11 protein-coding genes and 1 pseudogene are annotated in these 12,480 nt (G+C 65.3%); 9 read left to right on the forward strand and 3 right to left on the reverse strand.

Annotated elements, in window-relative coordinates; genetic code table 11:
- Positions 1 to 50 precede the first annotated feature (50 nt).
- The 3 genes from QN239_RS06910 to QN239_RS06920 all read left to right on the forward strand — a co-directional run bounded on the left by QN239_RS06910 (position 51) and on the right by QN239_RS06920 (position 4,274).
- On the forward strand, positions 51 to 1,310 hold the full coding sequence (locus QN239_RS06910; RefSeq protein WP_499008943.1) for a bifunctional glycosyltransferase family 2/GtrA family protein: 1,260 nt from the start codon (positions 51 to 53) through the stop codon (positions 1,308 to 1,310).
- A gap of 30 nt (positions 1,311 to 1,340) precedes the next feature.
- Positions 1,341 to 3,308: a glycosyltransferase family 39 protein gene (locus tag QN239_RS06915; RefSeq protein WP_499008946.1), complete on the forward strand. Its 1,968-nt coding sequence runs from the start codon at positions 1,341 to 1,343 to the stop codon at positions 3,306 to 3,308.
- Between the two features lie 258 nt (positions 3,309 to 3,566).
- Positions 3,567 to 4,274, forward strand: a complete 708-nt coding sequence (locus QN239_RS06920; protein ID WP_090355069.1) for a response regulator transcription factor — start codon at positions 3,567 to 3,569, stop codon at positions 4,272 to 4,274.
- 49 nt (positions 4,275 to 4,323) lie between these two features.
- On the opposite strand, the gene QN239_RS06925 is transcribed toward QN239_RS06920, so the two are convergent.
- Positions 4,324 to 5,013, reverse strand: a complete 690-nt coding sequence (locus QN239_RS06925; RefSeq protein ID WP_499016626.1) for a response regulator transcription factor — start codon at positions 5,011 to 5,013, stop codon at positions 4,324 to 4,326.
- Between the two features lie 237 nt (positions 5,014 to 5,250).
- Here QN239_RS06925 and QN239_RS06930 point away from each other — a divergent pair, with 237 nt between their 5' ends.
- On the forward strand, positions 5,251 to 6,813 hold the full coding sequence (locus tag QN239_RS06930; protein ID WP_499008948.1) for a sensor histidine kinase: 1,563 nt from the start codon (positions 5,251 to 5,253) through the stop codon (positions 6,811 to 6,813).
- 58 nt (positions 6,814 to 6,871) lie between these two features.
- Here QN239_RS06930 and QN239_RS06935 read toward each other — a convergent pair whose 3' ends face one another.
- Positions 6,872 to 7,126, reverse strand: a complete 255-nt coding sequence (locus QN239_RS06935) for a hypothetical protein (protein ID WP_499008949.1) — start codon at positions 7,124 to 7,126, stop codon at positions 6,872 to 6,874.
- Between the two features lie 932 nt (positions 7,127 to 8,058).
- On the opposite strand from QN239_RS06935, the gene QN239_RS06940 reads away from it, so the two are divergent.
- A complete protein-coding gene (locus tag QN239_RS06940) occupies positions 8,059 to 8,676 on the forward strand; it encodes a hypothetical protein (RefSeq protein ID WP_499008951.1) in 618 nt (205 codons plus the stop codon).
- Positions 8,677 to 8,940: 264 nt separating this feature from the next.
- Positions 8,941 to 9,471, forward strand: a complete 531-nt coding sequence (locus tag QN239_RS06945) for a hypothetical protein (RefSeq protein WP_499008953.1) — start codon at positions 8,941 to 8,943, stop codon at positions 9,469 to 9,471.
- 51 nt (positions 9,472 to 9,522) lie between these two features.
- Here QN239_RS06945 and QN239_RS06950 read toward each other — a convergent pair.
- A pseudogene (locus QN239_RS06950) lies at positions 9,523 to 9,778 on the reverse strand (pyruvate dehydrogenase); the annotation flags it as partial.
- Positions 9,779 to 10,149: 371 nt separating this feature from the next.
- Between QN239_RS06950 and QN239_RS06955 the strand changes: the two are divergent.
- From QN239_RS06955 to QN239_RS06965, 3 genes are all read left to right on the forward strand, one after another.
- Positions 10,150 to 11,493, forward strand: a complete 1,344-nt coding sequence (locus QN239_RS06955) for a PE-PPE domain-containing protein (RefSeq protein ID WP_499008955.1) — start codon at positions 10,150 to 10,152, stop codon at positions 11,491 to 11,493.
- A 164-nt stretch (positions 11,494 to 11,657) separates the two neighbouring features.
- Positions 11,658 to 12,332, forward strand: coding sequence for a TetR/AcrR family transcriptional regulator (locus tag QN239_RS06960; protein WP_499008956.1), 675 nt, complete (start codon positions 11,658 to 11,660; stop codon positions 12,330 to 12,332).
- Positions 12,323 to 12,472 (forward strand): hypothetical protein, encoded by a 150-nt coding sequence (locus tag QN239_RS06965; RefSeq protein WP_499008959.1) that lies wholly within the window; start codon positions 12,323 to 12,325, stop codon positions 12,470 to 12,472. The genes QN239_RS06960 and QN239_RS06965 overlap by 10 nt, the downstream gene beginning before the upstream one ends.
- Positions 12,473 to 12,480: the final 8 nt, after the last annotated feature.

Genomic DNA, 12,480 nt, shown 5'->3' on the forward strand with positions numbered 1-12,480 from the left:
CACATGGTTGTCCCATATCCCGCTCATGCCCGGGCCCGATGATCATGGTCATGACCAAGATGCTGATTGATTCCGCGGCCCTCGAAAGTGGCGTGTCCACGCCTTCGCGGTCGAGCGCGCTGGCCGATGCCGCCCGCCGCGGCGTCCCGGTTCTCGACGTCGTGGTGCCCGTCTACAACGAGCAGGCGGCCCTGGCGGGCTCGGTGCATCGGCTGCACCGCTACCTGGCCGAGACGCTGCCCTACCCGGTGCGCATCACCATCGCCGACAACGCCAGCATCGACGACACCCCTCGCATCGCCGCTGAGCTCGCCGAGGAACTCGATGGGGTCCGGGTGGTCCGGTTGGAGCAGAAGGGGCGCGGCCGTGCGCTGAACGCGGTCTGGTCGAATTCGGATGCCCCCGTGCTGGCGTACATGGATGTCGACCTGTCCACCGACCTCGCTGCCCTGGGCCCCCTGGTGGCTCCGCTGATCTCCGGTCATTCCGACCTGGCGATCGGTACCAGGCTGGCCCGCACGTCACGGGTGGTGCGCGGCCCCAAGCGCGAGGTGATCTCGCGCTGCTACAACATGATCCTCAAGACGACGATGTCGGCGAAGTTCTCCGACGCCCAGTGCGGCTTCAAGGCGATCCGTGCCGACGTGGCGCACCGGCTGCTGCCCCTGGTGGCGGACACGGGATGGTTCTTCGACACCGAATTGCTGGTGCTGGCCGAGCGGGCCGGCCTGCGCATCCACGAGGTGCCGGTGGACTGGGTGGACGACCCCGACAGCCGGGTCGACATCGTCGCCACCGCCACCGCCGACCTCAAGGGGATTGCCCGGATGCGCAAGGGCTTCGCCCTGGGTCGCATCCCGGTCGACGAGGTGGCTGCGGACCTGCGCGTCGGCCGGGAGCACGTCGCCCCGGCACGTGGAACGATCTATCAACTGGCAGCCTTCGGAGCGATCGGCGTCATCAGCACCCTGGCGTATCTGCTCATCTTCAGCGGGCTGCACACCGCGGTGGGATCGCAAACGGCCAACTTCGTGGCGCTGCTGGTGACGGCGATCGCCAACACCGCAGCCAACCGTCGGTTCACCTTCGGTATCCGCGGGCAGCAGGGCCGCGCCCGTCATCACGGTGAGGGCCTGCTGGTCTTCGGGATGGCGCTGCTGATCACCGGCGGATCGCTGGCCAGTGTTCATGCGCTGGTCCACCCCACCCCGCACTGGCTCGAGTTGGGCGTGCTCGTCACGGCCAACCTGGTCGCCACCGTGCTGCGCTTCATCGTGCTGCGCTCGTGGGTCTTTCACCCGAACCGCTGATTCCAGCCCCTACGCGACCGGAGAGAAACTATGACTGCTGCAGCAGACACGACCGATTGCACCGGCGACGCTGCACGACTCGGTGACACGGCGGACCCGCGTTGGGCCCGGCCCGGCCTCATCGCGCTGCTCCTGGCCACCGCCGTGTGCTGGACCATCGGGCTCAGCCGCAACGGCTGGGGCAACTCTTTCTACGCTGCCGCCGTGCAGGCAGGCACCGAGAGCTGGAAGGCATTCCTGTTCGGTTCCTCGGACGCGGGCAACTCGATCACGGTCGACAAACCACCCGCGTCGTTATGGGTCATGGAGATCAGCACCCGACTGTTCGGCATGAACTCCTGGGCCCTTCAGATACCGCAGGTGCTGCTGGGTGTGGCGTCGGTGGCATTGCTATACGCCACGGTGCGAAGGACTTTCGGTCCAGGTGCGGGACTGATCTCCGCCGCGGTACTCGCGTTGACACCTGTGGCCACGCTGATGTTCCGCTACGACAATCCGGATGCCCTGTTGGTATTCCTGATGGTGGCTGCCACCTGGGCGCTGCTGCGCGGCGTCGACAGTGGGCGCACCCGATGGGTCGTGTTGTGCGGTGTACTGATCGGCTTCGGATTCCTGACCAAGCAACTGCAGGTCATGTTGATCCTGCCGGGCCTGGCGATTGCCTATCTGGTCGCCGCTCCGCCCCGCTTGCGGACGCGAATCGTCCAACTGTTCGCCGGGCTGGCGGCCGTCATCGCGGCCGCCGGGTGGGGGGTCGCGCTCGTCGAATTCTGGCCGAAGTCCGATCGCCCCTACATCGGCGGATCATCGAACAACAGCTTCCTGCAGCTCACGCTCGGCTACAACGGACTCGGTCGGATCCTGGGCGGCGGTGCCGGTGGTGGCGGCGGGATGCCCCCGGGTATGGGCCACGGCGGTCCCAGCGGTGCCGGTGGCCCGATGTTCGGGCAGGCCGGCATCACGCGGTTGTTCACCACGGAATCCGGCACCCAGATCTCCTGGCTGCTGCCGGCGGCCTTGATACTGCTGGTCGCGGGTCTCGTGTTGTGTGGGCGAGCGGCCAGGACCGATCCGAGGCGCGCCTCCTACCTCGCCTGGGGCGGATGGCTGGTCGTCACGGCCCTGACGTTCAGCTTCATGTCGGGGATCTTTCACGACTACTACACCGTCGCCCTGTCGCCGGCCGTGGCCGCGTTGGTGGGCATCGGCGTGACGCACCTGTGGCGTAACCGCGAGAAGCGTTGGGTGACCGCAGTTTTGGCGTTGTCGGTCGCGCTGACTGCGGCATGGGCCTGGGTGCTGCTGGGCAGAGCCTCCGATTTCCTGCCGTGGTTGCGGTGGGTCGTCGTGGCCGCCGGCGCAGTGGCGGTCATCATGCTGGTCGTTTCGCTGATCCGGCCCGGCCTGACCGTCGCCGCCCGTGACCTCAAGGTGTGGGCGGCCGGGCTGGCCGTGGTCGCTGCCATGGCCGGACCGGTGGCGTACAGCATCCAGACCCTGACCACCGCGCACAGCGGTCCCGTGATCACCGCGGGTCCGTCGTCGAAGAACGGTGGGATGCCAGGCTTCCCAGGGGGCGGTCCCGGTGCTCCCGGTGACAAGTCGGGTTCTCCTTCGTGGGGCCCTGGCGGGGGCAAGGTCTCCGCAGACGTGTCGTGGCTGTTGATGGCCAATGCCGGCGATTACAGATGGGTCGCCGCGACCACCGGGTCTTTGGACGCCTCGGATTACCAACTGGCCACCGGCCATCCGGTGATGCCGATCGGCGGATTCGGTGGCGGGGATCCGGCGCCGACCTTGGAGCAGTTCCAGGGTTACGTCCGCGATGGGCTCGTGCATTACTACTACTTGTCGGAACGGCCGGGAATGCCGTCCTTCGGTGGTGGATCCGGATCGAAGTCGGAGTCCGACAAGATCTCGGATTGGGTCAAACAGCACTACACCGCGAAGACGGTGGACGGCATCACGCTGTACGACCTGTCGGCACCCGCGCACTGACGTCGACCGACTGCGGCGCACGGATCGAATGATCCGTGCGCCGCAGTCGTGTGGGGTGCGTGCCCGAATCCGCTCCGGCGTGCTCGGCCCAACGAATTGCTCTGTCAGAAAAGTGATCTGGGTCCCGGTGTCATTCCTAGCCGCGCGCTATGTCAAGCACAGGTGGCGCTCATCTCGATCGACGACAATGGCCCGGTGAGTGCACCAGAAGGCGGGAACACGTTGTCGGGGTGGGTGACCGGGGGCAAACAGGTGGCCATGTGCAGCCCCGACGGATCACCTCTGCGGGCGCTGGTGGTCGACGACGAGCTGGCGCTGACGGAGGTGATCGCCATGGCGCTGCGCTATGAGGGTTGGCAGGTGTCGACGGCGGCCGACGGGACTTCAGCTCTCGTCGAGGCACGCCGGAATCCGCCCGATGTCGTGGTTCTGGACGGGATGCTGCCCGATATGGACGGTTTGGACGTCCTGCGGCATCTTCGCGGCCAGCAACCGGCTCTGCCCGTGCTCCTGCTCACGGCACGCGATTCCGTCGAGGAACGACTGGCCGGTTTGAGCGCGGGAAGTGATGACTACGTCACGAAGCCGTTCAGTCTGGAAGAGCTGATTCTTCGCCTCCGGTCTCTGGTCCGGCGCGTTGGTGCGGCGGTCGTCGAGGGCAGCGCAAGAATCGTCGTGGGAGACCTGATTCTCGACGAGGACAGTTTCGAGGTCACCCGTGCTGGGCAACCGATAAGCTTGACGTCAAGGGAGTTCGAGGTACTCCGTATCCTCATGCACAACGCCCGCCGGGTCGTCAGCAAGAGCGAGATTCTCGACCGGGTCTGGGATCACGACTTCGGTGGGCGCGTGGGCGTGGTGGAGTTGTACATCTCCTATCTGCGGAAGAAGATCGATTCCGGCCACCCGCCGATGATCCACACGCTGCGCGGCGTCGGATACATCCTCAAACCGGCGACTCGGTAGCAGTACCTCGGGCGTTCCCGGTCTCGATCTGCTTGTCGGACGAAGTTCGTCATGTGGCCTCGCCGAGGGCGGGTTTGAGGATGTAACCGCTGAGCCGCAGCGTATGGATCATCGGTGCCGCATCCTGATTAATCTTCTTACGCAGACTGGATACATAGAGTTCGACGATGTTGGGGCGGCCCGAGTATCCGTACGGCCACACCCTGGCCAGTATCTGCTGCTTGGTCAGCAGGCGGTGCGGATTGCGCATGAAGTAGCGCAACAGCTCGAACTCGGTGTACGTCAGAGCGAGAGCACGCCCGGCACGCGTCACCTCGCGACCTTCCTCGTTGAGCACGAGGTCGCCGACGACGATGTCCGGCAGGCCGCCGTTCACTCCTGAAGCCGCGCGCGACAACAAGATCCGCAACCTCAGCGAAAGCTCCTCCACCGAGAACGGTTTGGCCAGGTACTCGTATCCGGCGGCGAACCGGGCGAGGCGCTCATTGGTCGATCCCGCCGGCAGCAACATCAGTACCAGCAGCGCCGGTTGGTCGTGACGCAGCGTGCGCAGCAGTGACAACGCATCGGTATCGGGCAGGCGCGGGTCCAGAATCGCCACGTCGAAGCGGTGCCTGCGTGCCAGGGACAGTGCTTCGGCCGCGTCGTGCGCGGTGATGACGTCGGCACCCTCCCAACTCAGCATGATCGACACGATCTCCGCGGCCACGCGGTCATCGTCGACGACGAGCACGGTCATCGGAGACCTGCCGACGCCCAACGGACGTTCCCGCGCCTGCGGCCCGAACGAGGTCGGAGTGCTGTCGAAAAGGCGTGGCATCATGGCGTGAGTGTCGGGCGCGCAAATCTGCGAACGCCTTTGGAAACCTATGAGGAAGTTAGGAATTGACGTCCGACAGAGAATTCAATGCTGAGACCTAAGTCCGGCACAGTTTTGTGCTAGCTGGGCGAGTGACGATCTGCGGGTGAGAAAGTCATGAGTTCCGCGTCTCACACAAAAATGGCCGACCTCGACCATGGCCTGTTCTGGCGCGTGGCGCACCCGAGCAGCTGGTCACTCCGAGTACGTTTGCTGGCGGCACAAACAGTGGTGCTGGCATTGGCCTGCTCGGCGATCGGCGCCGGCGTGCTGCTGGCACTGGACCGCTTCCTGATGGACCAGCTGGACGATCAGGTGGTCGAAGCGGGCTGGCGATCCTCGATGTTGTATTCCCTGGGGCCACCACCGATGATGCCGGACGAACATCGGCCATCGGGGCCCGGCCCGTTCTTCCTCAATGCTCCGGGACAGGCCAGCGGCACGCTGGGCGCCGTCTACCACAACGGACGGTTGCTCGATGCTGCGGTGATCACCGACCGCGGGAGCCTGCGAGAGGTGACTCCGACCGCGCGCGAAGAACTCGCCGGGATGATCACAGCAGGCCCCGAGTCGCAGGTCATCGACGGATTGGGTCGATATCGCCTCATCACCACTCCAGGCCTCGGCGGTGAGGCGATCATGACCGGGCTGCCGACACGGCCGGTGGACGACACGCTCTTCGCGGTGGTCGGCATGCTGACCGTGATCGGTGTGGTCACGCTGACGGCCGCGATTGCTGCCGGGGTGCTGATCTTGCGACGTCAGCTGGCACCACTGTCGGCGGTGGCGACGACGGCGCAGCGGATCGCGGACTCCGAACTGGATCGTGGCGAGGTGACACTGCCGAAGGCGCCGAACGCGGGCACGGCAGGCTCGCGATATACCGAGGTCGGCAGGCTGAGCGCAGCCTTCGATCGAATGCTGCACCGGATCGGTGAGGCGATGACCGCCCGGCATGCCAGTGAGACCCGGGTGCGGCAGTTCGTCGCGGACGCCAGCCACGAGCTACGCACGCCCTTGGCGGCAATTCGGGGCTACACCGAACTTGTTCAACGTCAGCATGATCCGTCACCGGATCGATTGGCGCACGCGATGAGCCGAATCGACTCGGAAGCCAAGCGAATGTCGAGGCTGGTGGAGGATCTGCTGCTACTGGCCCGGCTGGATGCCGGCCGGCCGCTCGAGCATGAACCTGTCGACCTCTCCGCCCTGGCCATCGATGCGGTCAGTGATGCCCACGCCGCGGGACCGGGCCACCAGTGGGATCTGGAACTGCCGGAAGAACCGGTCGTCGTGACGGGCGATGTAGGCCGGTTGCATCAAGTGCTCGCCAACCTCCTGTCCAACGCCCGCGTGCACACCCCCGCTGGCACGACGATCACCACCGTGCTGGCCCAGGGATCCGATGCCGTGACCATCAAGGTCATCGACGACGGACCGGGGATTCCGGCAGAACAGCAGTCAGAGATCTTCGGCCGATTCGTTCGAGGCGACAGCTCGCGTTCACGGCGCGGCGGCAGCACGGGTTTGGGGCTGGCCATCGTCTCGGCGGTCGTGTCTGCTCACGGCGGATCGATAGCCGTCGACAGCGTTCCGTCCGCCACGACGTTCACCGTCACCCTGCCGCTCCGCAATGACCTGTCACCGCAGCAGCAGAAGGCGGAATCCGCTTCCAGCTGAGGGTCTCCCGAAGGCGGGTTTGGTGCAGCCCGGATGGCACCAAACCCGCCTCACTCGGTCACAGGAAGGGAATGGGTAAACCGAACAGCCCCGGCGCGGGACCAGGTCCGCCCAGCATCGGAGGCGGCGGTGGACCAGCGCACGGCAGTAGCGGGATGCACAGCCCGGGGCCGGGTCCCGGTCCGGGTGGCCCGGGCGGTCCGGGGAACGCCGAGGCGGTGGCGGATCCGAAGCCGACCGCGCCCATCGTCACAACCCCGAATATCCCTGCGGTGGCGGCAATCCGCCGAGCACGTGTCTTTGCGCTGCTCATGGAGTGCTCCTTGTTGTCGATTTGGTGTGGACGTGGGAAACGCTATGGGGTCAGTGTGGGTGGCCGCCCGCCCCGGGCTAAGAATCTGATGTGTCCCGAAACATGCTGTGTGCTAGCTACTTCCGAACCCGCGGCCAGCTCGCACACAGGCAAGGCATAGTGCGCATTTCGTGATGCTGTCGTGGTGCTGATGTGACGAAATGATACGAAAGTCGCTGCTGTGCAGATGGTGTCGAGTTTTGCACAACTACCTGAAAGGAAATGCAATGCGCGATCGAAGAAGTCGTCTGCGCGGTGCCGTAGCAGTCTGTGGCGGCCTGGTGCTGGCCGGACTGGGGTTCGGGACTGGAGTGGCCAGTGCCGCTCCGCCGCCTCCGCCGGGACCAGGTGGCCCGCCCGCGCCCGTGCGCTGCGTGCCTCTGCTGCCCTGTCCGCCGGCTCCCAACCCGCCGCCGCCGGGACCTGGCGGCCCCGGCTGGCGCTAGTTCGGCTGGTGTGGTGTACGCCGATTTCTGCGCGTACACCACACCGTTCGGCTGTCGATCTGCCGGGGAGGGCAGGTCGAGCGAGCGCTGAACACACATGGAAATCACAGCGCACCATGGCATGCGCCAAACTCGTGTCGCTAGTTTGGTTGTCGTCCAGATGATTTGACGAAAGGGTGAGATCTTGACTGTAAAGCGCAATGTACGTCACGTCTTTGGTTCTGCCGTGCTGATCGCGGGGTTGAGCACGGCGGCACTGGGTATCGGAGCGGGAGTCTCGAACGCAGCTCCGCCACCCCCTCCGCCGTGCGGATCGCCGGTCAATCCGTGCCCGCCGCCGCCGCGCTGAGCGCGGTCACTTCGTCGCCAGTCCGCTGCGCGGACTGGCGATTCGCGCACAGCTTCTCGGATATTCGTTCGCCGAATTCGTTGGGTTAGGAGTGAACCATGGCCAACTCGTCGGGCCGCTATGTGGCGGCTGCGCTGGCCGCCTTTACACCGTTGACGGCAGTCGGGGTGATCACCGCTGCTCCCAGTTCGGCGGATTGTGTGACCGGGCAGTCGGAATTCAACGGCAACTGTGTTTCGTCGACGTGTAAAAGGAGCGAGGTGCGCGACGCGGGTACCGGCGAGTGCCGTAGCGCGCTGTCCGCGGCGCTCGGTAAGGCGCAGGCTCCGGCCGTTGCGAGCGTGACCACGCAGCAATGGAGTGATGCCGCGCAGGTAGCGCAGCAGAGTGGCCGGATACCGTCCGGGATCGGAGCCACCAAGGACGTGTTCAGTGTCGTCAACTCGGCCATCGATATCCCGACCAGCATCGTCGGCGGGATCAGTGACGCCGCCGACGCTGTGTACTACGTGAGCAAGGCCTTGGGTTCGGTGGGCGGGAGCAGCGGAACCAGCTCCGCCAAGTCAAGTGTGAGCGCACTGTCGACGGTTGCCGACGCCGCGCAGGCGGTGTCATCCCCGAAGCTCGTGAAGGTGGGACTGCCGAAGATCGGCGTACCGAAACTGTTTCAGAACTGTCTACCGGTCAAGTTCGCATTCTTCAGGCCCTGTATTTGATGGCGGATATCTGAGCGTGCTTGTCGCCGACTTGATATCGATAAGTCGGGTATTTCGCGGTAATCCCGGTACCAGGGGAATTGTGTAAATTCTGTTCACGCTCTGGTTCTGAATATCGGGCTATTTCAGACATGTCGACATGACACCCTTCATTGTGTGATCACTGACGTCCGCCACCGGGGCGTGTGGATGCCTGCCCACGCATTGCACGACCCCGAATCGATCATGCGGATGGCAGAGTGGCTTCGCCATAGTGTGGCGAATATGAATAGGCGCGTGCTCGTCACGCCTCAGCGTCGAGAGTCCCTCGACGATATGCCGCTGCTTCGTGCGCTCTCGCAAGGGACTGCGCGTCGCAGGGTGCGCCGGCTCACGGATTGGGAGTGGGGTAGTGGCCCGGTAGTTCTGGTGTGGCCTGATGACCGCTGGCTCGAACGCGCTGTTCCGATGGCCGTTCACCAGACCCTGATCGTGCTCGAGAGAGCCGGCTGCGTCGATTTTCGAGGGTGGGCGACCGCGGCGAGGGCGTACAACCCGTCCACCGGACGGACGATGCCGCCGTTGTGTGACCCGCTGCGTCGCCAATTCGTGCGACTGTTGTCCTATGACTTCGAACTCGCCGGAAGCGCGGTCCGCGGCAGTGATCGGGAGCGCCCGCAGCGGCATCTGCGCGATCTGATCGAGGCGGGTCTCGACGAGAATTTTGTCGTGACCTATGCACTTGCCCTCGATCGCAAGGTGCCGGCCAAGCAGATCCGCGAACATTACCGGGCCGCCGCGGCCGGGCGATCCTGACGGTAGCGGTCGTTGCCCTCTCAGTTCGTCAGGTCCAGTGCGGCCCGGTCAGCGGTCGCGTGCAGCGGCTTCTTCGGGGATGTCAGCGAGTTCCGGCTGCACTGGTCGGGTCGACACCGCAGATAGGTCGAGGCCCCGTCGGGATGCCCCAGCCGTGACAGGCAATCCATCAGTGTCCATTCGACTTCGATGGCGAAGGCGGGTTCAAAGCCGATGCAGCCGGGTTGCTCGAGGCCGATGGCCGAGGGGGCTGACCCCAACGGCTCCCCGTGGCACCGAGTTCGCTGATCAGACCGGCGAGGCTGGTCGAGTAACTGACATCGGGACTGACGGTGACGGTGCGTGCGGCGACCTGGGGGCCTCCCGCGCCGGCAATCTGGGAAGGCGAGGAAAGTGACGGAGATCTCGTCGAAGCCGATCTGCTGCAGAAGTTTTCGGCAAGCGTGGGTATGCACACCATGTTATTTTTGCTGCGTCAATATAGGTACTGGCGTGCCAAAAAGGATGGGTCGCATGTCGATGCTTCTGTGCGCCGGTGCGGCCTTGTGTTGACAGCGCGACTGATCCGCCTTCCGCCCGCGACCTCTGGGTTTCGTGAGTGTGCGAATCCTGCCGTGGTACCGGTGGGGACCACCGGAGCGGACGCTTACCGCCACTGTGACAACGGAAGGCTTCCTCGTGGACTCCAAGTCGCGCATCCTCGCTGCGGGTTTCGCTGCCATGCTCTCTTTCGCTCAGGGTGCCGCGCCGGTGGCCCGAGCCGCGGTCGCCGGCAGTCCCGACATCGCCGCGTTCTATCTCCAGGGCACCTGCCTGTGTAATACCGTCCCCGTTGCCCAACAGGCGTTGGGACTTGCGGACGGATACCTCGCCGAAGCCGGCCCCATCACCGGAATCGGTTATCCCGCAGGCCTATTGTTCGCGCTCGACTCGGCGATCGGTGCCACCGGCGTGAACGCACACCTGGATGCAGTCCCCGCCGGCACCAAGATCACTCTTGCCGGTGTCAGTCAGGGCGCAATCGTGCTGGACTACGTCAAGCAGTCATTTGCCCTGCGGGTCGCCGCGGAGCGGCCCCCGACGGAACTGACCTTCGTGACGTTCGGTGATCCGATGAACACCACCGGCGGCATCGTGGCCAAGAATCCGCTGCTGTGGCTGTCGGTGCCGCCGGGACTACTGCCCACACCGTACGACACCACGGAAATCGTCCGCGAGTATGACGGTATTGCCGACTGGCCGGACAGGTTCAATCCGTTGGCGGTCACGAATGCGGTGATGGGTGTGGCATTCGTGCACCCGGACTACGGTGCCGCCGCCGACCCGAGCACACCGGGCACGCTGAAGACCGTGACCGTCAACGCGGCCGGTGGCACCACCACGCACTACGTCGTCCCCACTGCAGACTTGCCGATCACCGCGCCGTTGCGCATCGCCGGCATCGACACCACCGCCGCCGACAAGTGGCTACGCCCGTACATCGACAGCGCCTATATCCGTCGTCCCCACGTGCTTGCAGACACCAGTACCGCCGAGGAACCTGCCCCCGCATCTGCACCGTCGCAACAGGTGGCAAGCGCTGCGGTGTCGGCCGCCGACACGACAGCCCCGACACCCGCAGTATCCGTTCCCCAACGGATTTCACCGGCCGGCGTGGATTCCGACCGCGGGACCGGTGCCATCGACGTCGCTGCACGGGCGGGCGTCCACGGATCCGCCGCGGTGGCCGAAGAAAGTGGCGGCAGCGCGCGCCGATCGCCGAAACGCCTGTGGACGAAGGCTTTCGGTCAGATCACCAACTGGCGCATGCCCAGCGTCACCGGTCGGGGCCGATCGGGCGCTGCCCGTGGCGTGGCGGGAACCGACAGCACACCTACCGCGGCGTCGTCGCGATCGGCGTCGACGACTTCGGCCGCAGCCCAGGACCACCAGCGCGGTGGTTCACACATCGCCGCCGCCGACAAGACCGGGACGGCCGAGAAGCCGGTGCACGACACGAGTGAGTCCGGCGCCGACCGGTGAAATCTCACAGACCTGCCCGGAGGGACGGGGCAGGCAGCGGACGCGGCCGAGAATACGAGGGCGCCGCGGGTTGTTGACTTCCGATCATCGACTGCAGACCGGATAGGATGGGGCACTGAAGTCCCCGCGGACAGACTGCTGCGAGATCTTCCCGGAAGGGCGCGATGCCGACCCAGCGAACTGGCACCACGACGCGTGCCGCGCAAGCCGCCGAGACGCGACAGCGGCTCATTCACACCGCCATCGAGCTGTTCTCCGACCGTCACTATGACGACGTGGCGGTGACCGATATCGCCAAGGGTGCCGGAGTCGCACACGGGCTGCTGTTTCACCACTTCGGAAACAAGCGAGGAATCTATCTCGCAGCGATGCGTGAGGTTGCCGCGCAAATGGATGCGGCATTTGTCATCGACCCCACGCTCGCTCCGGCAGAGTTGTTGCGACAGGCATTCGCGGCGCATCTGCATTACCTGGCGGGTCACCGCGGTCTGGCGTTGCGTTGCGTACTCAGAAGTGGGGGTGCGGATCCCGAGGCGTGGGAGGTGTTTCAGTCTGCCCGGTCGAGGGCTCTCGGCGCTGCCGCCGGCGTCCTGGGCATCGACCCGGACAATCCGGCTTGGACGATGATGGGACGTGCCGTGGTCGCGGCCATCGACGAGGCCAGCGTGTATTGGCTGGACAACGAGGATCGGTTCGACGTGGACGTCATGGTCGAGTGCTTCGTGACGATCGTCATCTCTGCGCTCAGGGGTGCGCACGCGCTGGATGCCGGCTTGAGTTATCGATGCCGCCATCGAGGCTCTCAGTTCACGTTGAGTGCGCATCTTGGATGCTTGTGATCCCCAACTCCACCCGGCAGGTGCAGCTGCACTGCCAGGTCCGCAAGGCGATCGAAGCGCACGGTGAACTCTTCAGCGCGGCGCCCGTCATCACGCCGGTGGATGTACTCGACGAAGTGGGCACTCTGTCGGGATATTGAAGCCGAGC

This window comes from Mycolicibacterium sp. Y3, from assembly GCF_051188035.1.
GTDB classification, from domain to species: Bacteria; Actinomycetota; Actinomycetes; order Mycobacteriales; family Mycobacteriaceae; genus Mycobacterium; species Mycobacterium fluoranthenivorans.

What these genes read in the sequence shown, in the direction of transcription:
- QN239_RS06910 (WP_499008943.1), top strand. Translation starts at nt 51, where the DNA reads ATGACCAAGATGCTGATTGATTCCGCGGCCCTCGAAAGTGGCGTGTCC.
- QN239_RS06915 (WP_499008946.1), top strand. Translation starts at nt 1,341, where the DNA reads ATGACTGCTGCAGCAGACACGACCGATTGCACCGGCGACGCTGCACGA.
- QN239_RS06920 (WP_090355069.1), top strand. Translation starts at nt 3,567, where the DNA reads ATGTGCAGCCCCGACGGATCACCTCTGCGGGCGCTGGTGGTCGACGAC.
- QN239_RS06925 (WP_499016626.1), bottom strand. Translation starts at nt 5,013, where the DNA reads ATGACCGTGCTCGTCGTCGACGATGACCGCGTGGCCGCGGAGATCGTG.
- QN239_RS06930 (WP_499008948.1), top strand. Translation starts at nt 5,251, where the DNA reads ATGAGTTCCGCGTCTCACACAAAAATGGCCGACCTCGACCATGGCCTG.
- QN239_RS06935 (WP_499008949.1), bottom strand. Translation starts at nt 7,126, where the DNA reads ATGAGCAGCGCAAAGACACGTGCTCGGCGGATTGCCGCCACCGCAGGG.
- QN239_RS06940 (WP_499008951.1), top strand. Translation starts at nt 8,059, where the DNA reads ATGGCCAACTCGTCGGGCCGCTATGTGGCGGCTGCGCTGGCCGCCTTT.
- QN239_RS06945 (WP_499008953.1), top strand. Translation starts at nt 8,941, where the DNA reads ATGAATAGGCGCGTGCTCGTCACGCCTCAGCGTCGAGAGTCCCTCGAC.
- QN239_RS06960 (WP_499008956.1), top strand. Translation starts at nt 11,658, where the DNA reads ATGCCGACCCAGCGAACTGGCACCACGACGCGTGCCGCGCAAGCCGCC.
- QN239_RS06965 (WP_499008959.1), top strand. Translation starts at nt 12,323, where the DNA reads ATGCTTGTGATCCCCAACTCCACCCGGCAGGTGCAGCTGCACTGCCAG.